The sequence below is a fragment of the Micromonospora sp. WMMA1996 genome, from assembly GCF_002573675.1.
Taxonomy (GTDB): domain Bacteria; phylum Actinomycetota; class Actinomycetes; order Mycobacteriales; family Micromonosporaceae; genus Micromonospora; species Micromonospora sediminicola.
The window spans coordinates 2,042,286-2,065,044 of sequence record NZ_PDHU01000001.1 but is presented as its reverse complement, the minus strand read 5'-3'; the positions used below and the strand labels follow the sequence as shown (position 1 = coordinate 2,065,044).

The window sequence follows — 22,759 nt, the reverse complement described above, 5'->3', positions numbered from 1 at the left end:
GGCCGATCGCTACTCGAAGCGGGCGGGGTCGCCGGCGCCGCGGCGCAGGATCTCCGGCTCCGGGCCGGACAGGTCGACCACGGTGGTGGGTTCGAGCCCGCAGTCGCCGGCGTCGACCACGGCGTCGACCAGGTGGTCGAGCCGCTCCTTGATCTCCCAGCCCTGGGTCATCGGCTCCTCCTCACCGGGCAGCAGCAGGGTGCTGGAGAGCAGCGGCTCACCCAGTTCGGCGAGCAGCGCCTGGGTCACCGTGTGCCTCGGCACGCGGGCCCCGACCACCCGTCGGCGCGGGTCCTGCAACCGGCGGGGCACCTCCGCGGTCGCCGGCAGGATGAACGTGTAGCTGCCGGGGATGACGGACTTCACCTGCCGGAAGACGGCGTTGCTGAGCTTGACGAACTGGCCGAGCTGGGCGAAGTCGGCGCAGACCAGCGTGAACGGGTGCCGGTCGTCGAGCCGCCGGATCTCCCGGATCCGCTCCACGCCGGCCCGGTTGTCGAGCCGGCAGCCGAACGCGTAGCAGGAGTCGGTCGGGTAGACGATCACCCCGTCGTCGCGCAGCAGGCTCACCACCTGCCGGATCACCCGGGGTTGGGGATTGTCCGGATGCAGGTCGTAGTACCTCGCCACGCCGGCCAGCCTATGCCCGCGGCGGGCCGGGCGCAGGTTTGCCGGGGGCCGGTTCCGGAAACAGGTGGGGGCCGTTCACGACAGGGGGGACCGATCATGTCGAAGCCAGCACAGAGCGCGTCACCGACCGTCCCGACGAGGTGACCGATCCGTTGCTGTGGGATCTGGCCGCCGCGGTGGCCGACGCGCACCAGCCCGACGCGGAGCGGGTGTGCGCGAGCCCGAGCTGCGCCGGCGCCGCGTGGCCCTGCGCCGCCTGGGAGGCCGCGCAGCTCGGCCTGACCGCCGCCCGCACGCCGCGGTCGGCCGTCGCGCCCGGGCCGCGCCGCGCCGGCGGCGGCGAGCAGCCGGGCGTCGTCCCGGCGCCGGTGTCCGGTATGGACCGGCTCGCCGCGACCGCCGCCTGAGCGCCGCAACTCGCAAAAGCCGCGCACCGCCCTCCGCCGCCGCATCGGGTACGGCGGAGGGCGGTGCTGTCCTGTTCCCGTCGGCCCTGGTCAGGAGCGTTTCGGAGGTTCGCCCCGGGGGTGTCGGGGCGGTCAAGAGAGCGCTCTCTTTGGTAACGAGACATTGACGGACGCGTAACCGGAACCTAATCTCGCTTCTCAAGAGAGCGCTCTCTCGACCATCGGACCACCATCCGTACCCCGCCTTCTCCTCTGAAGGGGACCTCCATGACACTCCCCCTGCGGGACTTCTCCCCCGGCGCCGCACCGCTGCCGGAACCGGTTCCGTCCCCCGCCCGCCGACGCCCCCGTCGGGTGGTCGCCCTCGCCGCCGTGTCCGTGCTCGCGGCCGGACTGCTCGGCGTCGTGGTCGGCGGTGGCGGCACCGCCGCCGCCGGCACCGTCGGCGCGGGCAGCTACACCGAGACGCTGCCGCCCGGCGCCGTGCTGCCCAAGGGCTGCGGCACCGTCAGCACCAACCCGCGGATCTTCGCCACCGCGGACGCCCCGGCCGGGGCGATCCCCACCAACGACTGGTGGTCGTCGCTGATCTGGAAGCGCAACAACTGCGGGACCAGCGAGAACCTCCAAGCCCACCCGCTGGCGTTCAAGGCCGAGAACAACGGGCTCGGGCTGTCGTACACCACCACGCCGGCGATCAGCGGCACCGCCACCGGGGTGGGCGAATTCCACTACCCGTACACCGAGGACGTCCGGGTCGGGGTGGCCGGCCTCGCCGCGCCCGTGGTCAAGGCCGCCGACTGGACCGACTGGACGGTCACCGCCGACTGGAGCGACGGCAACCGGAGCATGCGGGCCACCATCGGCCACGGGCTGCCGTTCAGCTACTACACCGTCACCGGCGGCGGCGCCGCGCAGCTCACCGCAACCGCGACGCCGACGGTCTGGCGCAACTCCGGCGCCACCATCGGCTTCACCGTCAACGGCCACGACTACGTCGCGTACGCGCCGACCGGCGCGACCTGGACCGTCAACGGCGCCGGCATCAGCTCGACGCTCGCCGGCAAGGGCTACTTCTCCGTGGCCGTGCTGCCCGGCGGCGCGGACAAGGCCGCCCTCGCCGACGAGTACGGCAGGTACGCCCACGCCCACGTCACCGGCACCCGGATGAGCTACGCGTACGACCAGGCCGCCGGCACGGTGCGCACCACGTACGCGTTCACCACCACGCCCCGCGAGGGCACCGAGACGAAGACGGTGGTGGCGCTCTACCCGCACCAGTGGCGCAGCCTCACCGGCGCCACCCCGATCACCGGCACGTACGTCTCCGCGCGCGGCGCCATGCGGGTGCTGGTCGGGGTGCCGTCCTTCACCACCTCGATGCGCTACACCGGCGTGCTGCCGGAGGTGCCGGCGGTGGGTGACGCGACGGGCGCGGACCTGACCACCGTCACCAACTACCTCAACGCCGAACTGGCCAACCCGGAGGGGATCAGCGGGCGGGACACCTACTGGGCCGGCAAGGGCCTCGGCCGGGCCGCCCGGATCGCCGAGATCGCCGACCAGCTCGGCCTCACCGCCGTGCGCGACGCGGCGGTGACCGCCATGAAGGCGCGGCTGACCAACTGGCTCACCGCGAGCTCCGGCGAGACCGGCCAGCTGTTCTACTACGACCGCAACTGGGGCACGCTGATCGGCTACCCCGCCTCGTACGGCTCCGACGAGGACCTCAACGACCACCACTTCCACTACGGCTACTTCGTCGCCGCGGCGGCCACGGTCGCCAAGTTCGACCCGGGCTGGGCCGACGACACCCGCTACGGCGGCATGGTGGACCTGCTCATCCGCGACGCCAACAACTACGACCGCGCCGACAACCGGTTCCCCTACCTGCGGGACTTCGACATCTACGCCGGCCACGACTGGGCCTCCGGCCTGGCGCCGTTCTTCGCCGGCAACAACCAGGAGTCCTCCTCGGAGGGCATGAACTTCGCCAACGCGCTCATCCAGTGGGGTCAGGCGACCGGGAACACCGCCGTCCGCGACGCCGGCGTCTACCTGTGGACCACCCAGTCGGCGGCCATCTCCGAGTACTGGTTCGACGTGCACGACGAGAACTTCCCGGCCGCCTTCGGCCACAAGACCGTCGGCATGGTGTGGGGCGACGGCGGCGCGTACGCCACCTGGTTCTCCTCGGCCCCGGAGATGATCCAGGGCATCAACATGCTGCCGATCACCGGCGGTCACCTCTACCTCGGCGACCACCCGGAGTACGTCAAGGCCAACTACGCGGAGCTGCTCGCCAACAAGAACGGCCCGCCGACGGTGTGGCAGGACATCATCTGGGAGTTCCTGGCCCTCGGCGACGGCGAGCAGGCGTTGCGCAACTTCCGGGCCAACAGCACGTTCGCCAGCGAGGAGGGCGAGAGCAAGGCGCACACGTTCCACTGGATCCGCAACCTCGCCGCGCTCGGCACGGTGGACACCTCGGTCACCGCGAACCACCCGCTGGCGAAGGTGTTCCGCACGGGCACCGAGCGCACGTACGTGGCGTCGAACATCACCGCGGCGCCGCTGACCGTCACGTTCTCCGACGGCACCACGCTGGCGGTGCCGGCCGGGAAGACCGTCACCTCCGGGGCGTACACCTGGAGCGGGGGCAGCGCCACCGGCGGCGTGACGGTGCCGACCGGTCCCCCGCCGACGTCGACGCCGACCCCGACGCCGAGCACCCCCACGCCGACGCCGACCACGCCCACCCCGACGCCGACCACGCCCACCCCGACGCCGACCACGCCGAGCCCGACGCCGACCAGCCCGAGCCCGAGCCCGACCACCCCGCCGCCGGCGCTGGAGCCGACCCGCTACCTGGGCTCCGGCGGGGCGCTGGGCGCCGCCGCCGGCCCGGCCGGCACGGTCACGGTGGCCGCGGCAAACGGCAACCACGACGGCGCGCCGGCCAACGCGCAGGTCTTCACCGCCACCGGGCTGACCGGCACGTACACCGGCGGGAACACGGCGTTCGACCTGGCCGTCGACGCGGGCACCGCGGTCGGCAACGGGGTCCAGGCCCGGGTCTCGTACGACCTCACCGGCGACGGCAGCTTCGACCGGGTGGAGACCTACCGGTACTACGCCACCGACCCGGTCACCGGTGTGGAGCACTACCGGCAGACGCAGGGCCTCACCTCGGCCACCGGCACGCTGGGCGACCTGTCCGGCGGCACGGTCCGGATCGAGGTGTGGAACGCCATCGGCGCCGCGCCCACCACGCTCGGCATCGGTGACGCGTCCCGCCTGGTGCTGCCGTACGCCGGGAGCACCGCCACCACGACGCCGCCGGCGTCGGGCGGGTTCACCGCGGAACGTCACCTGGTCGGCCCGACCGGCCTGGCCGGCGCGGCCGGCGCCTCGGCCACGGTGACCGTCCCGGCGACCGGCGGGGAACCGCTGCGGTTCACCGCCTCCGGTCTGACCGCCCGCTACACCGGCGGGGCGACCCGGTTCGACCTGCTGCTGGACGCGGGCACGACGGTCGGCAACGGCACCCACGTCCGGGTCTCCTACGACCTGACCGGCGACGGCACCGCCGACCGGGTGGAGACGTACCAGTACTTCGCCACCGACCCGGTGCCCGGGTGGGAGCACTACACCCAGGCCCGGGGGTTGCTCTCCGGCGTCGGGACGCTCGGTGACCTGGCCGGCGGCACGGTGACCGTGGAGGTGTGGAACGCCATCGGCGCCGGCGCCACCACGCTCGGCACCGGGGACCGCTCGACGGTCACCCTGCCCTACACCGCCTGACCGGCTCCGGCGCCCCGGCCCTCACCGGCCGGGGCGCCGGCCTCACGGCCAGCGGGTGGCGGTCGACGCGAACAGCTCCGGGTCGCTGGCCACCGGGATCACGCAGACCAGGTGACCCCCCGGCGCCCGCAACACGTGGCAGTCCTGCCACCGGGAGACCGGCGTGGCGCCCAAACCCCGCAACCGCTCGACCTCGGCCGGCACGTCGTCGGTCTCGATGTCGAGGTGGTGGCGGGGCGCGTCGTCCACCGCCTGCACGGCGGTGACCAGACCCGGCACCACGTCGGCCAGGCCGGTGAACTCGGGCTCGCTCGGGTCGGTGCGCACCTCGGCGCCGAGCGCGGCGGACCAGAACGCGGTGACCTCTCCCGCGGACTCCTGGGGCGCGTCGATGATCAGGGCGTACAGCCGGGATCGATGCATCGCCCGAGCCTAACCAGGACCGCTCCCGCCGGCAGCCCCGGTTCCGGGCGGCGGAGGCGGCAGACTGGGGCGGTGACGGGAATTCGGGATCTGCTCGGGGTGGACCTGCCGGTGGTGGCGGCGCCGATGGCCGGCGGGCCGTCCACCACCCGGCTCGCGACGGCGGTGGGTACGGCCGGTGGCTTCGCCTTCCTCGCCGCCGGCTACCGCACCCCCGAGGCGGTGGCGGCGGAGATCGCCGAGCTGCGGGACGGCGGCCACCCGTTCGGGGTGAACGTCTTCGTGCCCACCCCGGTGCCGGTCACGGAGGCGGAGTTCCGCCGCTACGCGGACCGGATCGCGCCCGAGGGCGCGCCCTACGGCCTGGACCTCGCGACGGCCGACCGGGTCGCCGACGACGACCACTGGGACGCCAAGCTCGACCTGCTGCGCCGCGAACCGGTGCCGGTGGTCAGCTTCACGTTCGGCCCACCGCCGGCAGCCGTGGTCCGGGACCTGCGCCGGGCCGGCAGCCGGGTGCTGGTCACCGTGACCGGGCCGGAGGAGGCGGCGGCCGCTGCCGACCTCGGGGTGGACGGGCTGGTGGCGCAGAGCGGGGCGGCCGGCGGCCACCTCGGCACGTTCACCCCGGCGGCCCCACCCGCGCCGCGTCCGCTGCCGGACCTGGTCCGGCAGGTGGCCGGACGCACCGGGCTGCCGGTCCTCGCCGCGGGCGGGGTGGGCGGCGGGCGGGACGTCGCCGACGCGCTCGCCGCCGGCGCGGTCGGGGTGCTGGTCGGCACGCTGTTGCTGCTGGCGGACGAGAGCGGCACCGGGCGGACCCACCGGGACGCGCTCGGCGACCCGGCCCGGGACCGGACCGTGGTCACCCGCGCGTTCACCGGTCGTCCCGCGCGGGCGCTGCGCAACCGCTTCGTCGAGCGGCACGACGCGGCGGCCCCGCTCGGCTATCCGGCGCTGCACCACCTGACCCGGCCGTTGCGGGTCGCCGCCGCCGGGGCCGGTGACGCCGACCGGTTGCACCTGTGGGCCGGCACCGGCTGGCGCGGCGCCCGGGCGGCGCCGGTCGCCGACCTGGTCGCGGAGCTGACCCGCCCGCTCTGAAGCCGGCCGTCGGGCCCCGGCCGGCCCCGCCGTCAGGCCCGGAGCCGCGCGCGCAGCCAGGCCGGGTCGGGGTTCACCACGGCCTGGTCCGGCAGCACCACCGTCGGGACGGTCTCGTCGCCGCCGGTGACCGCCCGGACCGCCGCCGCTGCCTCCGGGTCACGCCAGATGTCCACCCAGTGCGCCCGCCCGGCGTGCCGGCCCAGTCGCAGGCGCAACCGGAGGCAGTAGGTGCAGCCGGGACGCCAGTAGACGACCGGGCGGCCGTCGCGCGCGCTGCGCCGGCGCGCCTCGGCCGCGCTCAGCGACCGGGGGAAGGCCAGCGGCGAGAAAAGCGCGGCCAGGACGGCGAAGCCCGCGAAGCCCAGCACGGACGACGCCACGCCCTCCTGGGCGACGCCCACCAGCACGCCGACGACGAGCATCAGCCCGGCGAGCCACCAGCTGCGCCCCATCAGGCGGTCACCTCGGCCAGCAGCTCCAGCAGGTGTCGGTACGGCTGCCCGGTGGCCCGGGCCAGGCCGATCTCGCAGGTGCGGTTCACCGAGGCGTACCCGTCGAAGGGGCGCGCGGTGACGGCGGCGGCCTCGGCCCGGGTGGCCGACGCGGTCAGCTCCGGGTGCAGCAGGCCCCGGTCGCCGGCGAAGCCGCAGCACTGCCAGCCATCCGGGACCACCACCTCGTCGGCGATCGCGCGGGCCACCGTGAGCAGCGCGTCGTCCAGGCCGAGCCGGGTGGACGAGCAGGTCGGGTGCAGCGCGAGCGAGCCGAGCCGCCGGCGTACGGTCAGTCGCGGCAGCAGCGTGGCGGCGGTGTAGGCGACGGCGTCGACCACCCGCAGGTCACCGGCGTCGGCGAGCAGCCGGTCGAAGCCCTCGGTGCAGGAGGCGGCGTCGCTGACCACCGGCAGCGCCCCGTCGCGGCCGGCCGCGCGCAGCACCGGCGGGACCCGGTCGCGCACCGCGCGGTAGCCGTCGGTGAGGCCCTTGGACGACCAGGGCGTGCCGCAGCAGAGGTCGCCGATCCCGTCCGGCACGAGCAGGCGGACGCCGGCCCGGTCGGCGAGCGTGAGCAGCGCGGCGGCCACGCCGACGCCGCCCTCGGCCGGGGCGAACAGCGTGCCGAGGCAGGACGGCACGAAGACGGCGTCCGGGTCGTCCGCCGGGTGGGCCTGGCGGGGCGTGCCGCCGCGCGGCAGGTCCCGCCGCCACTGCGGCACCCGGTCCGCGCCGAGCACGGCGCGGGCGGCCCGGGTGGCCGCCTCGGGCAGCGCGGGCGGCAGCGCGCCGGCCAGGTCCAGCCCCCGGGCCATGCCCCGGGTGGTGGCGTCCCAGCGTCGGGCCGCGCCCCGCCAGCCGGTGCGCGTGGCCCGCCCGTGCTCCTCGGCGCGCAGCCGCTTGACCAGGTCACCCGTGTTGATCAGGACCGGGCAGGCGGTGGCGCACATGCCGTCCACGGCGCAGGTCTGCACCGCGTCGTAGTCGTACGCGTCGGTCAGCTCCCGGGCCAGCGCCCGGTCGCCGGCGGCCTCGGCGGCGGCGATCTCGCGGCGCAGCACGATCCGCTGCCGGGGCGTGGTGGTGAGGTCGCGGCTGGGGCAGACCGGCTCGCAGTAGCCGCACTCGACGCACCGGTCCACCTCCTCCTCCACCGTCGGCACGGTCTTCAGGTGCCGCAGGTGGATCTCCGGGTCGTCGCTGAGCAGCACGCCGGGGTTGAGCACGCCGTCCGGGTCGCAGAGCGTCTTCACCTGCCGCATCACGTCGTACAGCTCGTCGCCGAACTGGCGGCGCACGTAGGGGGCCATCACCCGGCCGGTGCCGTGCTCGGCCTTCAGCGTGCCGCCGTGGCCGAGGACCAGGTCGACCATCTCCTCGGTGAAGTCGGCGTAGCGGGTGGGGGCCGCGCCGTCGGCGAACCGCTCGTTGAGCATGAAGTGCAGGTTGCCGTCCTTGGCGTGGCCGAAGATCACGCTGTCGGCGTAGCGGTGCCGGTCGAACAGCTCGGCCAACGCCGCGCAGGTGCCCGCGAGGGCCTCGACCGGCACGGCGACGTCCTCCAGCAGCGCGGTGGTGCCGGACGGGCGGGCGCCGGCCACCGCGGCGTAGAGACCCTTGCGGATGTGCCAGAGCGCGGCGCGGGCGGCGGGTTCCCCGCTGAGCCGGGCCGGCGCGGTCAACGGCAGCCCGGCCAGCACCGGCTCGGCGGCGGCGACCCGCCCGGCCAGCGCGTCCGGGTCGGACTCCTGCCACTCGACCAGCAGCGCGGCGTGCCCGCGCACGGCCAGGCCGCGCAGCGCGGCGTCCGCCTTCGGGTCCCGCTGGGCGACCCGCAGGGCGGCGGCGTCGAGCAGCTCGACCGCCGCCGGCCCGGCGGCCACCAGCTCCGGCATGGCGGCCGTCGCCGCGCCGAGCGAGTCGAAGACCAGCAGACCGGTCGCGGCGTGCCGGTGCACCGGTACGGTGCGGAACGTCGCCGACGCGACGAACGCGAGCGTGCCCTCACTGCCGACCACCAGCCGGGTGAGCAGGTCGACCGGGTCGTCGTGGTCGAGGAACGCGTTCACGCCGTACCCCATGGTGTTCTTCATGGCGTACTGGGCGCGGACCCGGCGCACCGAGTCGGGGTTGCCGCGCACCCGGTCGCGCAACCGCAGCAGCCCGGCGTGCAGGTCCGGCTCGGCGGCGCGCAGCCGGGCGTCGGCGTCCGCGCCGCCGGTGTCCAGCACGGTGCCGCTGGGCAGCACCAGCACCAGCGACTCCAGCGTCCGGTAGGTGTTGAACTCGGTGCCGCAGGTCATGCCGCTGGAGTTGTTGGCGACCACGCCGCCGACGGTGCACGCGGACTCGCTGGCCGGGTCCGGGCCGAGCTTGCGGCCGTACGGCGCGAGCCGCGCGTTGACCTGGCGCAGCACCACGCCGGGCTGCACCCGGACCCGCCGCCCGTCGTCGAGCACGGTCAGGTCGCGGAAGTGCCGGCGGACGTCGACCAGCAGCCGGTCGGTGACCGCCTGGCCGCTGAGGCTGGTGCCGCCGGAGCGGAAGGTCAGCGGGACGCCGCCGCGCCGGCTCTGCGCGAGCAGCGCGGCGACCTGGCCGGCGTCGGTCGGGGTGACCACCGCGCCGGGGTGCAGCAGGTAGTGCGACGCGTCGTGGGCCAGCCGCAGCCGGTCCGCCGCCCGGGTCGCCACCCCGCCGGGCACCACCGACTCCAGCCCGGCCCGGATCTCCGCGCTCAGCTCCATGATCACCGCACCTCCCCCGCCCACCCTAGTCACCGGCGGGGACGGCCCGGCGGCGCGCCGGTCAGCCGCCCGCCCCGGCGTACGACCGCAGCGCCCGCCGCCACGCCCCGGTGGCCACCACCACCGCGCCGGCGGCCACCGCCACCGCGACCGGCAGCATCCGGGCGTCGAGCCGGCCCAGCAGGGCCGCACCCGGGTACGTGGTGAGGAACGCGACCGGGACGACGGTGAGCAGCGTGCGGGCCGGGTCGCGGTAGAGGTCGACCGGGAAGCGGGACAGCTCGACGAAGGCGAACGAGACCCGGTCCAGGTCCTCCGCCGCCACCAGCACCACGGTCGCCGCCATCAGCAGCACGGTCAGCGCGTACAGCAGCACCGCGGCGCAGCCCAACAGCAGCAGGAAGGCGGCCAGCCGGCCCGGCGAGACCCCGCGCCCGGACAGCACCACGCCCACCGTGACGAGCACCAGGCCCAGCGCCGGGTCGAGCAGGTTGGTCACCCGCACCCGTCCGAGGCTCACCAGCAGTTGGGCGTCGAACGGCTTGGTGAGCAGGAAGTCGAGGGTGCCGCGGCGGACGTGGTCGCTCATCAGTTCCAGGTTGGGTTGCAGCAGCGTCTGGCGCAGGCCGTTGAGCGTGAAGAACAGGCCGATGACGACCAGCACCTCGCCGTGCGTCCAACCGGCCACGGACCCGGCGAAGCGGAAGTAGACCGAGGCCCCGGCCACGGCCCACACCATCCAGAACGCGCTCAACGCGGCGGCGGAGAGGAACTGCAACCGGTACTCCAGGTCGGCGGCGACCGCCGCGCGCCAGCAGATCCGCAGCACCCGCAGCTGCCGGCGGATCACCCGGCCACCGCCTGGTGCCGGCGTACGGCCCGACGCCAGCCGATCCGGTAGAGCAGCGCGAACACCCCGAGCCAGCCGAGACCGACGGCGAAGCCGAGCGCGGTCTCACCACCGTCCAGCCGGCCGGTCACCAGCTCCACCGGGAAGCCCATCATGCTGCGGAAGGGCAGCACCACCGCGGCGGTGCGCAGCCACGGCGGCAGCAGCTCCAGCGGGGCGACCCAGCCGGAGGCGAACGAGCCGAGCCCCCACCAGAGCAGCCACACGTTCGCGGTCTGGGTGCTCCAGAAGCCGAGCAACGCGAACGTGGACGCGGTCAGCAGACCCAACGCGTACGCCAGCGCCGCCGCGGCCGCGACGGCGGCCAGTCGGGCCGGGGTGACCGGGTAGTCCAGGTCGGGGCTGAGCACCGCGGCCAGCGCCAGGGCCGGCACGAGCGCCACCAGGATCACCAGGCGCTGCCCGAGGTCAGCGGCGGCGTACTGGTGGAACGGGTGCAGCGGGCGCAGCAGCCGCAGCGACAGGTCGCCGCTGCGCAGGTCGGCGTCCCACTGCCAGACGACGTGGTCGCCGGAGAGGTTCGCCATCAGCGTCGCGGCCGCGTAGTAGGCGAGGAAGTCGGCGCTGGTCCAGCCGGCCGGCGGGCCCGCCTCGGCGACCACGGTCAGCCAGACCGCCATCATGAGCAGCGGGAAGAAGCCGGTGAGCACGCGCAGCACCAGCCGGCCCCGGTAGGTGACGGCCACCAGCGTGCCGCCGCGCGCCAGCGCCCGGTATGCGGTGAGGGTGTCACGCACCGGCGAAGACCGCCCGGATGATCTCCTCGACCGGTGGGTCCCCGATCGCCACGTCGTCGACCGGCAGGGTGGCCAGCAGCCGGGCGGCGACCGCCGCCGTCTCGGCCCGGGGCACCGCCAGCGTGACGACCGCGCCGTCGACGTCGACCGGCTCGCCGAGCCCGGCCCAGGCGCCGGCGGGGGCGGGCTCGCGCAGCGTGACCCGGACCAGCCGGTGCGGCGAGTGCGCCTCGACCAGCGCGGCGAGGTCGCCGTCGAACCGCAGGGCGCCCCGGTCGATGACCAGCACCCGGCGGGCCAGCGCGGTCACGTCGCCCATGTAGTGGCTGGTCAGCAGCACGGTCGCGCCGTGGCGGGCGTTGTAGTCGCGGAGGAAGGCGCGGACCGCGGCCTGCCCGTTGACGTCGAGGCCGAGAGTCGGCTCGTCGAGGAAGAGCACGTCCGGGCGGTGCAGCAACGCCCCGGCCAGCTCGCAGCGCATCCGCTCGCCGAGGCTCAGCACGCGCACCTGCCGACCGAGCAGCGGGGCGAGGCCGAGCAGGTCGACCAGCTCGTCGAGCGCGGCCCGGTACGGTCCCTCGGCGAGGCCGTAGACCGCCCGGTTGACCTCGAACGCGTCGGCCGCCGGCAGGTCCCAGAACAGCCCGTTGCGCTGGCCCATCACCAGCGAGACGCGGCGCAGGAAGGCCGGCTCCCGGCGGTGCGGGGTGTGCCCCAGCACCCGGACCGTGCCGGCGCTGGGGTGCAGCAGGCCGGTGAGGCACTTCAGCGTGGTGGTCTTGCCGGCGCCGTTGGGGCCGAGGAAGCCGACCACCTCACCGGCGGGGATGGTGAAGCCGACCCCGTCGACCGCGCGGACGGTGACGTGCTCGCGGCGGACCAGGGAGCGCAGCGACGCGGCCAGGCCGGGCTGCCGCCGGTGCACCCGGAAGTGCTTGGCGAGGTCGCGCACCTCGATCATCGTCCGACCCTAGTCGCCCGGCGGGCCCGGACGACATCGAATTTCGTCAGCCGTCGTCGAGCTGCGCCAGCACCCGCCGCTGGAACGCGCGGGCCGCCGCGCCGGACGGGGGCGGGCCGCCCCGGCGGGCGGCGACGCAGGCCCGGATCAGCGGCGCGTCCGGGTCGTCGGCCGCCACCCGCAGGCCGGCGTCGACCTTGCCCAGCCAGACGCCGTCGCGGCAGCGCACCAGCGCGCGGCAGGCCCCGAGCACGGCGTCCTCGGCGCCCGGCGCGGGCGCGTCCCCGGGCGGCGTGGGCAGCGCCAGCCACCAGCGCAGCGCGTCGACCAGCAGCGCCCGCAGCACGGCCGGCGGCGGGTCGGCGAAGACCTCGGCGGCGGGCGGGCCGAGCAGGGTCAGGCCGGACTGGCGCAGGATGCTGCGGTCGAGCGCGTACCAGAACCGCCCGTCGGCGGCGGGCCGGTCGGCCGGGTCGTAGGTGGCCCGGAACGGCATGGTGGCCCCGGTGTTCAGCTCCACCTCGAAGCCGGGCTCCGGGGTGCCGGAGGCGGCCACGTCGCGGCGGTAGACGACCAGCTCCAGGCCGCGCGCCGGGCAGGGCAGCGCCTCGTGCCGCAGCCGGTCCACCAGCGCCCGCCGGGCGGCCCCGGCGGGCGACGCGGCGACCAGCAGCGCGGCGTCCACGTCGCTTCGGCCCGGCTGGTAGGCGCCCAATCCGACCGAACCGGCCGCGTACGCCCCGACCAGGTCGTCGCCGAGCACGTCCCGGGAGCGCCGCACCAGGTCGGCGAGGTAGTCGCGTACGTCGTCGCGCATGCCCGCATCCTGCCGGGCGCGTCCGGCCCGGCGCCGGCCGGGTCAGTCCAGCGGGTCGGGGCAGCAGACCGTCAATCCGCCCGGTACCACCGTGACCTTCAGCCGTTTCGCCGTGCCCCGCGCGCCGCCGTCCAGCTCGTACGTCTTCGGCGCGGCGAACCGGACCCGGATCTTGCGGCCCCGGGTGATCCGCACGAACGGTGAGTCGTCGGAGCGGCCGGCGGCCATCCGGCCCAACGTGCGCGCCCAGTCCACGGCGCCGCTGGCGGTGGCGACGCCGACCTCGAGCACCCCGTCGTCGGGCCGGGCGTCGTCGAAGGCCGGAATGCCGCCGGTGATGGTGCCGACGTTGCCGAACAGCACGCAGCTCGCCTCGCCGTCGAACCAGTCCGAGCCGTCGACCCGGATCCGGGTGCGGACGCACTCGCCGCGCACGTGCCGCAACGCGGTCCAGACGTACGCGACCCGGCCGAACCGGCCCTTGAGCTTGCGGTCGGCGTCGCGGATCAGGTCGCCGTCGAAGCCGGCGCCGGCCATCACCGCGAAGTGCTCCCCGTTGAGCCGGCCCAGGTCCAGCCGGCGCCGCCGGCCGTGCAGCGCGATGCGCACCGCCTCCGGCAGGTCGGCGGGGATACCGAGGTTGGCGGCGAAGAGGTTGGCGGTGCCGGCGGGCAGGATGCCCATCGGCACGCCGGTGCCGGCCAGCGTGTCGGCGCACCGCTGCACCATGCCGTCCCCGCCCCAGACCAGCACCAGGTCGGCGCCCTCGTCGAGCGCCGCGCGGACCCGCTTCGGGGCCTTACGGCTCTTCGGCACCTCGTGCCAGATCAGCCGCTCGACGCCGGCGGTGGCCAGCCGGGCGCGCAGCTCGTCGAGGCCGCCGCCGAACGTCTTCTTCCGGTGGGCGACGACCGCCACCACGCCGGCGGGGGCGGCCACGGTGTCGGTGTCGGCGCGGTCCGCCGTGCTCGTACTCATGCCGACGGTGGTACCCGGACGGCCCGCGTGCCACGCCTGTCGGTGGGGGCCGCGCCCGAAACCGATCAGCGGCATGCTGTGCCCGGACCGCCACGTTCGGTAGAGTTCGGGCAGTGACCGGCGTCGCTGCACGCCGGGTCCCGGGGGGTGCGGGGATGACGCGACGGGTCGGGCCGCCGGCACGCTGGGCGCTGCGCCTCGGCCTGCTGCTCGGCGGCGTCGTCGCGGTCTGGGCGGCGCACGAGGTCGCCGCCGCCGGCGCCGCCCACGCCGCCGAGCGCCCACCATCCGCGTCGCCGCCCGGCGTCGTCCGGTTGCTCACCGGCGCGCTGGGTCCGGTGCTGGGCGTGTCACCGTCCGGATTCGACGAGGTCCGGGCGACCGTTCCGGAGGCACCGCCACCGGCGCCCGGGACGCCACCGCCGCCGACGGCTCGGACCACGCCGCCCGCGGTCCGGTCGGCGGTCGACCGACCGGCGCGTGCCCGTCCGGTGCGCGGGGCGCCGCGCCCGCGGGTGGACCCGGCGGCGGCGGCCCCGGCGCGCGACCGGGTGCGCGCCCCGACCACCGGCACTCCGCGCCCGGGCACCGAACCCGCGCCGGACCAGGTGCTCGCCCCCGTCGCGGACGCCCTGCGCCCGGTCACCGAGCCGGCGCGGGCCCGCGTGCTCACCCCGGTCGCGGACGCGTTGCGGCCGGTCACCGACCCGGTGGCGGCGGACGTGCTCACGCCGGTCGCCGGCGCGCTCGCCCCCGTGGTCCGCCCGCTGCGCCCGGTCCTCGGTCCGGTGCGGCGTGTGCTGGAGCCGGTGCTGCGACCGCTGGACCCGGTACTCGCCCCGCTCCACCCGATCACCGACCTGCTCGATCCCCCCGCGCCGTCGGCGCCCGCGCCCCCGCCCACCGCTCCCGGGGCGCCCGGGGCACCGGGGGCACGACCACCGGACGCCGCCGCGCCGGCCGGCACGGCGACGGCTCCGGCCCGCCGGGCTCCCGGAGCCGGGGGCGTCGGGCCGGTGGCCGTCCGGGTCGCGGCGCCGGCCGCTGCTCCCGGCGGCGCGACCGTCGTCATGGTTCCGGCCCGCGCCGCGGCGGCGACCGTCGCCCGGCCCGGTCCGGTCGACCTCGCGCCGGCACCGGTCGTGCCGCTGCCGCCGGACGGCGCGGTGCACCCCCGCGGCGCCGGGCACGGCGACCCGGCGGACGCCGACGCCGCCGCCTGGGCCTGCCCGCCCTTGGCAGACCCGTTCGGACATCCGGCCGCCGACCGCCTGCCGGCGTCCCGTTCGTCGCGTCCGGGCACCCGCCCGGCCTGACCGGCGCGCACCGGCAGCACCCTCGATCCGGTGACCGGGCGTGCGCGCCCGGGGCCGCGCGACCGCGCGCGGCGGCGCCGTCGACCACCGTCCGGCGCCCGGCATCCTTCCTCGATCACACTGGTGACCAGGAGTTCCACCATGACCGGAGCAATGCCCGTCATCCGGGCCAGATGGTGCGACGTCGGCCGGATCGCCGACCTCGTCGCCGAGGCCCTCTCCCCCACCGCCCTGGCGGCGTGGCTCGTCCCCGACGCGCCGCGCCGCTCCGCCGTCCTCGCCGCCGTGGCGCGGATCTGGACCGAACACGCGTTGCTCTTCGGCGACGCGTTCCTGCTGCCCGACGGCACCGCCGCCACGGTGTGGTTCCACCGCTACCGCCCGATCCCCCCGCCCCGCCGGTACGTCGACCGCCTCGGCGCGGTCGCCGGCCCGGACGTGGACCGGTTCCGCCGGCTCGACGACGAGCTGGCCGCGCGACGGCCGGTCGAGCCGCACAACCACCTGGCGCTGCTCGCCGCGCCCGGTGGTGGGGCGGCGGAGGCGCTCGCCGGCGCGCAACGCCGGATGGACACGCTGAGCCTGCCCACGTACGCGCAGGTGGACGACGAGCCGTACGGGTCGCTGCTGCGCCGGCTCGGCTATCTCGACCGGGGGATCTTCCCGGCGCCGGACGGCACCGAACTGCGGTCGATGTGGCGGCCGGCACCGGCGCATCCGGGCGGCAACGACCGCTGGCCGGTACGCCGGATCGGCCGGCGGGGGCGCAACGGCCGCGCGGCGGGATGGGCGACGCACTGACCGGCGGACCGGGTCGGGGCGGCGCCGTGCCGCCCCGACCCGCGCGGCCCGGCGCCGTACCGCACGGGGCCGCGCCGTGCGGCGCCGTGCCGCCCGGCGCGCGGCCCGCGACGGGCCGCCGCCACACCGGTCGACGCCCGCAGGCCGGTGCCGTCGGCGCAGCTCGGTTAGCCTGCGAGCCGGGCAGGGACACGATTCGGCCGATCAGTTCGGAGGCGTCGCGTGCGGCACAACGGAGAGGTCCGGGGACCTGGCGGCGCCACACCGGCCCGGCCGAGACGCCGACGACGGCGGGTGGCGGTCTTCCTGGCGATCTGCACGTTGCTGGCCGGGTGCGGCCTGGTCGCCGGCGGTTACTACTTCGACAGCGTCCCCACGCCCACCGACCTGAAGCTGCCGGAGTCGACCACCGTCTTCTACGCCGACGGGCGCACGCCGATGGCGAAGCTCGGTGCGCAGAACCGCACCATCGTCCCGTACGACGAGATGAACGACTCGGCCAAGCAGGCCATCGTCGCGGCCGAGGACCGCACGTTCTGGACCAACCAGGGCATCGACGTCAAGGGCGTGCTCCGGGCGGCCTGGGCCAATGTCACCGGCGGGCAGCGGCAGGGCGCCTCCACCCTCACCCAGCAGTACGCACGGGTCGCCGCGGACCTGCGGGGGGTGACCTACTCACGGAAGCTGCGCGAGGCCGTGATCGCCTGGAAGCTCGACGACACGTACAGCAAGGAGGAGATCCTCGGCTTCTACCTGAACACGGTGCCGTTCGGCCGGGGCGCGTACGGGATCGAGGCGGCCGCGCAGACGTTCTTCGGCAAGACCGTGCGCCGGGACGCGCCGGCGGCGCAGCAGCTCACCCAGGCCGAGGCGATGGTGTTGTGCGCGATGGTGAAGCAGCCGGAGGCGGACCCGGCCGATCCGCAGGGCGCGCCGGGCTACGACCCGGCCCGCAACGCGACCGCGAAACAGAACTCGATCGACCGGTGGAACTACATCCGGGACGGCATGGTGAAGCTGGGCTACCTCACGCCGCGGCAGGCGGCGGATCTCGCGTACCCGGACACGGTGCGCCCGGTCGACCCGGACGCCGGCCGGTCGGACCTGGACCGACCGACCGGCCTGGTGGTCAACCACGTGCTGGCCGAGCTGCGGCGGACGGAGCCGTTCCGGGGCAAGCCGGACGAGGTGATCCGTGACGGCGGCTACCGGATCGTCACCACCGTCGACAAGCGGGTGCAGGACGCGGCGGAGGCGTCGGCGGACATCCGCCGGGACAGCGCGCCGGAGGCGGTGCGGGGGCAGCCGAAGAACTGGCAGGCGGCGCTGGTGGCGGTGGAGCCGGGCACCGGGCGGGTGCTCGGCTACTACGGCGGTGACCGGGGCTCCGGCGCCGACTACGCAGGCTGGTACTACGACGAGAAGGGCCAGGCGCGCGGGTTCGGCCAGCACCCGCCGGGCTCCTCGTTCAAGGTCTACGACCTGGCCGCCGCCGTGCGCGACGGCATCTCGGTGAAGCAGCGGTTCGACTCGCCGGACACCAAGGAGTTCCCCGCCTCGGGTCGCACCCGGGGCAGCGCGGCCGGGCCGATCCGCAACGCCGAGCACGCGCCCTGCCAGCCGGACTGCGCGCTCTGGGAGGCCACCGTCGCCTCGCTGAACGTCACCTACTTCGAGCTGACCGAGAAGCTGGGCACCGCCCGGGTGATCGACATGGCCCGGCGGGCCGGCGTCGAGTCGATGTGGGAGACCGTGCGCGGCAACCCGCAGCCGCAGCGCGTCGACCTGCGCGGCGACCCGGCCGACCAGGTGGCGAAGCGGTTCTCCACCGAGGTCGGCATCGGCCAGTACGGCATCACGGTGCAGGACCACGCCAACGGGATGGCCACCTTCGCTGCCGGCGGCAAGCGGGCCGACGCCCACTTCGTCCGCTCGGTGACCAAGGGCGACGAGGAGGTGTGGACGGAGCAGGTGCGCCAGACCGACCTCGGCCTGGACCGGGAGGCGATCGATCAGCTCGACTGGACGTTACGTCGGGTCCGGGCGGCCCGACTGGACAACGGGTGGGACTCCGCCGGCAAGACCGGCACCTGGCAGGCGGGGCAGAGCACCACGCAGAACGTGCACACCTGGATGGTCGGCTGGACCGGCGCGCTGGCCTCGGCCGTCTGGCTGGGCACCACCGACGGCAAGCCGTTGCGGACCCGGGGCGGCAGTTACGAGGTGTACGGCTCGACCGGGGCCGCGCCGATCTGGCGGCAGTTCATGTCCCGGGCCACCGAGGCGATGAAGCTCGACCCGGACCGGTACCGGTTCCGGGAGCCGAGCTTCCCGGGGGACGCGCCGGAGCCCTCCCCGTCGACGCCGGCCCCGACCACCTCCGCGCCGAGCCCGTCGGCGTCGGCGTCGGCGACGCCCCGCCCGACGCCGTCGAGTCCGAGCCCGCGCCCGACCGGCCGGCCGACCGTGCGTCCGACGTCGTCGCCGTCGCCGTCGCCGTCGCCGACCGGATCGCCGACGCGCAGCCGGGGACCGCGCTGACCCCGGGGGACGATCGAACCTATGTGCGCCATCCGCACACCACGGCAAAAGCCGTATGACGCCTTCGCATCCATCCACTGCGGACGATATTCGGCCTGATCAGGGGCTATTGAAGATCATGGCTTCCTGAATTCCGGCCGACGGCCGGGTGTCCGGCGGAAGTCGGTTGCCCCGGTCACCCATTGATCCCGGCTCCGGCGGCGTGTGATCGTGCACCCACGAGTCGTCGACCCCCGGCGACCCGGACGGTCGATCTGTCGACCCGGAGCCACGCCGGCAGCTCCGGTGACCGACCGTCACCCCGCCTCGCATCACCGCGCCGCCCGTCCCCACCGGGCTCCGTGCTGCGCGCCTCAGAACAGGAGCGAACCCTCGTGAAGCTCTCACCTCGCCTCGCCGCGCTCTCCGGCGCGGTCGCGGCCGGCGTGATCGCCGCCGGCACCGCCGCGGCCGTGCAGGCCGCCCCACCGGGCCCCGCCGCCCCCAACCCGGCGCAGGCCCGCGCGGCCGCCGCCGACTCGGCCCGCGCGCTGGTCGCGAACCGCCCCGCCTACCTCCAGGCCGGTTCCGACGACGCGTTCGTCCAGAAGCCGGTCATCTCCTCCGAGGGCACCCAGTACGTGCCCTACGAGCGCACCTACAAGGGCCTGCCGGTGGTCGGCGGCGACTTCGTGCTGGCCACCGACGCCGCCGGCAACCTGAAGTACGCCTCCGTCGCCCAGCAGCGGCCCATCGGCGCCCTCGTCACCACCCCCACGCTGACCCCGGCCGCGGGCGCGAAGAAGGCGCGCGCCCAGCTCCGGACCGTCAGCTCGGTCGAGGGCACCGCACTCGTCGTCTACACGCTCGGCGCCAGCCCGACGCTGGCCTGGGAGACCACCGTGCGCGGCACGGACGCCGAGGGCCCGAGCCGACTCACCGTCGACGTCGACGCCCGCACCGGGGCGGTGCTGCGCACGCAGGAGCACATCGTGCACGGCACCGGCACCGGCGCCTGGAACGGCCCGAGCCCGCTCACGCTCAACACCACCCAGTCCGGCGGCACCTACTCCATGAAGGACCCGACCGTCACGAACCTGAGCTGCCAGGACGCGGCGAACAACACCACGTTCAGCGGCTCCGACGACGCCTGGGGCAACGGCACCGCCACCAACAAGGAGACCGGCTGCGTCGACGCGCTCTTCGCCGCGCAGACCGAGCACAAGATGCTCAGCCAGTGGCTGGGCCGCAACGGCGCCGACGGCAACGGCGGCTACTGGCCGATCCGGGTGGGCCTGAACGACCAGAACGCCTACTACGACGGCACCCAGGTGCAGATCGGCAAGAACACCGCCGGTCAGTGGATCGGCTCGCTCGACGTGGTGGCGCACGAGATCGGCCACGGCATCGACGACCACACCCCGGGCGGCATCTCCGGCGGCGGCACCCAGGAGTTCGTGGCGGACACGTTCGGCGCGGCCACCGAGTGGTTCGCCAACGAGCCGTCCAGCTACGACGCGCCGGACTTCCTGGTCGGCGAGAAGATCAATCTGGTCGGCTCCGGCCCGATCCGCAACATGTACAACCCGTCCGCGCTCGGCGACCCGAACTGCTACTCCAGCAGCGTCCCGGGCGGCGAGGTGCACGCCTCCGCCGGCCCCGGCAACCACTGGTTCTACCTGCTGGCCAACGGCAGCAGCCCGACCAACGGGCAGCCGACCAGTTCGACCTGCAACGGCAGCAGCGTGACCGGTCTGGGGATCCAGAAGGCCATCAAGATCATGTACAACGCGATGCTGCTGAAGACCTCGTCCTCGTCGTACCTGAAGTACCGCACCTGGACGCTGCAGGCGGCGAAGAACCTCTACCCGGGCAGCTGCGCCGAGTTCGACGCGGTCAAGGCGGCCTGGAACGCGGTCAGCGTGCCGGCCCAGTCCGGTGACCCGACGTGCGCCGGCGGCACCCCGACGCCCACGCCGACCGCCACGACCACTCCGCCGTCGGGCGGCTGCTCCGGCAACAAGCTGGCCAACCCCGGCTTCGAGTCGGGCACCGTGAACTGGACCGCCTCGTCCGGCGTCATCACCACGGACAGCGGCCAGGCCGCGCACGGCGGCTCGTACAAGGCGTGGCTCGACGGCTACGGCTCGTCGCACACCGACAACCTGAGCCAGTCGGTGACCGTTCCGGCCGGCTGCCGCGCGACGCTGAGCTTCTGGCTGCACATCGACAGCGCGGAGTCGACCACGACCACCGCGTACGACAAGCTCACCGTCAAGGCCGGCAGCACCACGCTGGCGACCTACTCGAACCTGAACAAGGCCACCGGCTACGTGCAGCGGTCCTTCGACGTCTCGTCGCTGGCCGGCACCACGGCGACCATCTCGTTCAGCGGCGTGGAGGACAGCTCCCTGCAGACGTCCTTCGTCGTCGACGACACCGCGGTCACCCTGAGCTGACCGTAGGGCGAGCGGCCGGTCGTCGTCCTCCGGGCGGCCGGCCGCTTCGTCGCGTCGGCAGGTCGGTCAGGCCGGGCGGCCGGCCCGGGACGCGGCGCCCCGGTCGCGCGGGATCCGCGCGGCCACCTCGTGCATCGCCCGGCTGAACAGCTCCGCCTGGTCGGGCAGGCCGCCGAGGCGGGCCGCCAGGGCGTCGGCGTCGGCCCGGGCCGAGTCGCTGACCCGGGCGTCCAGCTCGGCCAGCGCGGCGTTGACGGCGGCGACGACGTGTCCGCAGAGGACCTCCAGCGGCTCGCCGGCCAGGTCCGGGTCGACGGCGACCGAGTCCAGTCGGCCACCCTGGACGGCGACCGCCCGGACGCGGCCGTCGGCCGCGGCGCCCTCGGCCCGGAGCAACTCGCCCGGCTCGCCGTCGGGGTGCACGCCGGCCCGGGACCGCATCGCCGCGAGCGCCTGCTGCGTCCGGCTCAGGAGCTCGTCGAGGCTCGCGGCGGCCGAGAACGGGTCGATGGTCATATCCGCGCTTTCTTCACGTCTTAGCCGAGCATCGTGACCATAGCAACCGGCACCGACCGAGCGCGGTCACCGGCCGGCCCCGCCCGCAAGCGAGCAGGTCGGGCGCCGCGCGCCCGGCGTGTCGCGCGACCGCGAACGCCCGGCCGGAGCCCCGGCCGGGCGTTCGTCGGCTCAGCGCAGGCGCAGTCGCTGACCCGGGAAGATCAGGCCCGGATCGTCGCCGACGACGGCGCGGTTGCGCTCGTGCAGCGCCCGCCACCCCCCGGCGACGTGCGCCGCGACGGCGATGCCGGAGAGTGTGTCGCCGGAGCGCACCCGGTAGGTGCCGGCGCCGCCCCGCCCGGCCGGTCGGTCCACCGTGGACCTCGTCGTGGTGGGCCGGTCGGTGACCTTCCTCGGCGCGGGGCGGTCCGCCTTCCGCGGCGTGGGACGGTCGGCCGCCTTCTTCGGGGACGAGCCGGATCCGCCCTTGCGGCCGCAGACCGGCCAGGCGCCGATGCCCTGCCCGTCCAGGACCCGCTCGGCGACGGCGATCTGCTCCGACCGGCTGGCCAGGTCCGCCCGGGCGGCGTACTTCTTCCCGCCGTGGCCGTTCCAGGTGCCGCGCGAGAACTGGAGCCCGCCGTAGTAGCCGTTGCCGGTGTTGATGTGCCAGTTGCCGCCGGACTCGCACCGCGCGACGGCGTCCCAGTTGACGCCGGAGGCGCTGGCCGGGACGGCCGGAGCGAACAGGACCGCGGCGCCGGCCAGGACCACGCCGACGGCGGTACGACGGGCTGCGTATGCAGTTGCCATGGGGATTCCTCCACGCCGACGAGGTGAGCTGTCGGGTTCGGGCCGAGGAGCCCGGCCGCCGCTGGCGGCTTCACCCCGAGGTGACGTGCACCGAGGAACGTTGGGTCCCCCGCTCCCGCCGAGGTTCGGTTACCGCCGGGCCGGCGGCGGGATTAGGCGTTACCGGCCCGTGGTGTCCGCGACCGCGGACGCCACCGACGCTAGGGACGATTTCGGGCGATCGCCCACTTCTCGGGATGTTCGTCACCCGGGCGGGCGACCGGGCACGCGGCACGCGACGACGTGGTAGCGGGACGTACGGGCCGGATCCGGACGCCCCGCCCGGCCGCTCCGGCCC

At 75.4% G+C, this 22,759-nt stretch carries 18 protein-coding genes and 1 riboswitch; of the genes, 7 read left to right on the top strand and 11 right to left on the bottom strand.

What is annotated here, in order from left to right; all coding sequences use genetic code 11:
- Nucleotides 1-9: 9 nt before the first annotated feature.
- Entirely contained in the window at nucleotides 10-630 is a 621-nt protein-coding gene (locus COO58_RS09885) for an L-threonylcarbamoyladenylate synthase (protein ID WP_098744704.1), read from the bottom strand.
- 140 nt (nucleotides 631-770) lie between these two features.
- Between COO58_RS09885 and COO58_RS09880 the strand changes: the two genes are divergently transcribed.
- Together COO58_RS09880 and COO58_RS09875 are read left to right on the top strand one after the other, a co-directional pair.
- A complete protein-coding gene (locus COO58_RS09880) occupies nucleotides 771-1,037 on the top strand; it encodes a hypothetical protein (RefSeq protein ID WP_098744702.1) in 267 nt (88 codons plus the stop codon).
- Nucleotides 1,038-1,304: 267 nt separating this feature from the next.
- Nucleotides 1,305-4,841 carry a glycosyl hydrolase gene (locus COO58_RS09875; RefSeq protein ID WP_255292572.1) on the top strand — a complete coding sequence of 1,179 codons (3,537 nt, stop codon included), beginning with the start codon at nucleotides 1,305-1,307 and terminating at the stop codon, nucleotides 4,839-4,841.
- Between the two features lie 42 nt (nucleotides 4,842-4,883).
- On the opposite strand, the gene COO58_RS09870 is transcribed toward COO58_RS09875, so the two are convergent.
- Complete coding sequence (locus tag COO58_RS09870) at nucleotides 4,884-5,264, bottom strand: VOC family protein (protein ID WP_098744701.1); 381 nt, start codon at nucleotides 5,262-5,264, stop codon at nucleotides 4,884-4,886.
- Nucleotides 5,265-5,336: 72 nt separating this feature from the next.
- On the opposite strand from COO58_RS09870, the gene COO58_RS09865 reads away from it, so the two are divergent.
- Entirely contained in the window at nucleotides 5,337-6,368 is a 1,032-nt protein-coding gene (locus tag COO58_RS09865; protein ID WP_255292571.1) for a nitronate monooxygenase, read from the top strand.
- Nucleotides 6,369-6,400: 32 nt separating this feature from the next.
- Here the strand turns inward: COO58_RS09865 and COO58_RS09860 are convergent, their stop codons facing one another.
- From COO58_RS09860 to COO58_RS09830, 7 genes are all read right to left on the bottom strand, one after another.
- Complete coding sequence (locus tag COO58_RS09860) at nucleotides 6,401-6,823, bottom strand: glutaredoxin domain-containing protein (protein ID WP_091574272.1); 423 nt, start codon at nucleotides 6,821-6,823, stop codon at nucleotides 6,401-6,403.
- Nucleotides 6,823-9,612 (bottom strand): FAD-binding and (Fe-S)-binding domain-containing protein, encoded by a 2,790-nt coding sequence (locus COO58_RS09855; RefSeq protein ID WP_255292570.1) that lies wholly within the window; start codon nucleotides 9,610-9,612, stop codon nucleotides 6,823-6,825. Before COO58_RS09855 ends, COO58_RS09860 begins: the two co-directional genes overlap by 1 nt.
- Before the next feature lie 61 nt (nucleotides 9,613-9,673).
- Nucleotides 9,674-10,462 (bottom strand): ABC transporter permease, encoded by a 789-nt coding sequence (locus COO58_RS09850; RefSeq protein ID WP_091574271.1) that lies wholly within the window; start codon nucleotides 10,460-10,462, stop codon nucleotides 9,674-9,676.
- Nucleotides 10,459-11,259, bottom strand: coding sequence for an ABC-2 family transporter protein (locus COO58_RS09845; RefSeq protein ID WP_098744698.1), 801 nt, complete (start codon nucleotides 11,257-11,259; stop codon nucleotides 10,459-10,461). The genes COO58_RS09850 and COO58_RS09845 overlap by 4 nt, the downstream gene beginning before the upstream one ends.
- Entirely contained in the window at nucleotides 11,252-12,220 is a 969-nt protein-coding gene (locus tag COO58_RS09840) for an ATP-binding cassette domain-containing protein (RefSeq protein ID WP_091574269.1), read from the bottom strand. The genes COO58_RS09845 and COO58_RS09840 overlap by 8 nt, the downstream gene beginning before the upstream one ends.
- 46 nt (nucleotides 12,221-12,266) lie before the next feature.
- Entirely contained in the window at nucleotides 12,267-13,037 is a 771-nt protein-coding gene (locus tag COO58_RS09835) for a nucleotidyltransferase (RefSeq protein ID WP_098744696.1), read from the bottom strand.
- Between the two features lie 42 nt (nucleotides 13,038-13,079).
- Nucleotides 13,080-14,015 (bottom strand): diacylglycerol kinase family protein, encoded by a 936-nt coding sequence (locus COO58_RS09830; protein ID WP_091577585.1) that lies wholly within the window; start codon nucleotides 14,013-14,015, stop codon nucleotides 13,080-13,082.
- A 155-nt stretch (nucleotides 14,016-14,170) separates the two neighbouring features.
- Here COO58_RS09830 and COO58_RS09825 point away from each other — a divergent pair, with 155 nt between their 5' ends.
- The 4 genes from COO58_RS09825 to COO58_RS09810 all read left to right on the top strand — a co-directional run bounded on the left by COO58_RS09825 (nucleotide 14,171) and on the right by COO58_RS09810 (nucleotide 21,111).
- Nucleotides 14,171-15,331, top strand: coding sequence for a hypothetical protein (locus COO58_RS09825; RefSeq protein WP_091574267.1), 1,161 nt, complete (start codon nucleotides 14,171-14,173; stop codon nucleotides 15,329-15,331).
- A gap of 141 nt (nucleotides 15,332-15,472) precedes the next feature.
- The gene (locus COO58_RS09820) at nucleotides 15,473-16,132 is read left to right on the top strand and encodes a hypothetical protein (protein ID WP_091574266.1); all 660 of its coding nucleotides are present in this window, start codon (nucleotides 15,473-15,475) and stop codon (nucleotides 16,130-16,132) included.
- A 294-nt stretch (nucleotides 16,133-16,426) separates the two neighbouring features.
- Nucleotides 16,427-18,673 (top strand): transglycosylase domain-containing protein, encoded by a 2,247-nt coding sequence (locus COO58_RS09815; RefSeq protein ID WP_255292569.1) that lies wholly within the window; start codon nucleotides 16,427-16,429, stop codon nucleotides 18,671-18,673.
- A gap of 374 nt (nucleotides 18,674-19,047) precedes the next feature.
- The gene (locus tag COO58_RS09810) at nucleotides 19,048-21,111 is read left to right on the top strand and encodes a M4 family metallopeptidase (protein WP_098744693.1); all 2,064 of its coding nucleotides are present in this window, start codon (nucleotides 19,048-19,050) and stop codon (nucleotides 21,109-21,111) included.
- A gap of 66 nt (nucleotides 21,112-21,177) precedes the next feature.
- Here the strand turns inward: COO58_RS09810 and COO58_RS09805 are convergent, their stop codons facing one another.
- Together COO58_RS09805 and COO58_RS09800 are read right to left on the bottom strand one after the other, a co-directional pair.
- Nucleotides 21,178-21,627, bottom strand: a complete 450-nt coding sequence (locus COO58_RS09805) for a YbaB/EbfC family nucleoid-associated protein (RefSeq protein WP_091574263.1) — start codon at nucleotides 21,625-21,627, stop codon at nucleotides 21,178-21,180.
- Nucleotides 21,628-21,798: 171 nt separating this feature from the next.
- Nucleotides 21,799-22,422, bottom strand: coding sequence for a transglycosylase family protein (locus tag COO58_RS09800; protein WP_091574262.1), 624 nt, complete (start codon nucleotides 22,420-22,422; stop codon nucleotides 21,799-21,801).
- 3 nt (nucleotides 22,423-22,425) lie between these two features.
- Nucleotides 22,426-22,591: riboswitch (cyclic di-AMP (ydaO/yuaA leader) on the bottom strand.
- Nucleotides 22,592-22,759 lie beyond the last annotated feature (168 nt).

Coding starts and splice junctions, on each gene's coding strand:
- COO58_RS09875 (WP_255292572.1), top strand. CDS start 1,305: ATGACACTCCCCCTGCGGGACTTCTCCCCCGGCGCCGCACCGCTGCCG.
- COO58_RS09870 (WP_098744701.1), bottom strand. CDS start 5,264: ATGCATCGATCCCGGCTGTACGCCCTGATCATCGACGCGCCCCAGGAG.
- COO58_RS09860 (WP_091574272.1), bottom strand. CDS start 6,823: ATGGGGCGCAGCTGGTGGCTCGCCGGGCTGATGCTCGTCGTCGGCGTG.
- COO58_RS09855 (WP_255292570.1), bottom strand. CDS start 9,612: ATGGAGCTGAGCGCGGAGATCCGGGCCGGGCTGGAGTCGGTGGTGCCC.
- COO58_RS09840 (WP_091574269.1), bottom strand. CDS start 12,220: ATGATCGAGGTGCGCGACCTCGCCAAGCACTTCCGGGTGCACCGGCGG.
- COO58_RS09835 (WP_098744696.1), bottom strand. CDS start 13,037: ATGCGCGACGACGTACGCGACTACCTCGCCGACCTGGTGCGGCGCTCC.
- COO58_RS09830 (WP_091577585.1), bottom strand. CDS start 14,015: ATGAGTACGAGCACGGCGGACCGCGCCGACACCGACACCGTGGCCGCC.
- COO58_RS09825 (WP_091574267.1), top strand. CDS start 14,171: ATGACGCGACGGGTCGGGCCGCCGGCACGCTGGGCGCTGCGCCTCGGC.
- COO58_RS09820 (WP_091574266.1), top strand. CDS start 15,473: ATGACCGGAGCAATGCCCGTCATCCGGGCCAGATGGTGCGACGTCGGC.
- COO58_RS09805 (WP_091574263.1), bottom strand. CDS start 21,627: ATGACCATCGACCCGTTCTCGGCCGCCGCGAGCCTCGACGAGCTCCTG.
- COO58_RS09800 (WP_091574262.1), bottom strand. CDS start 22,422: ATGGCAACTGCATACGCAGCCCGTCGTACCGCCGTCGGCGTGGTCCTG.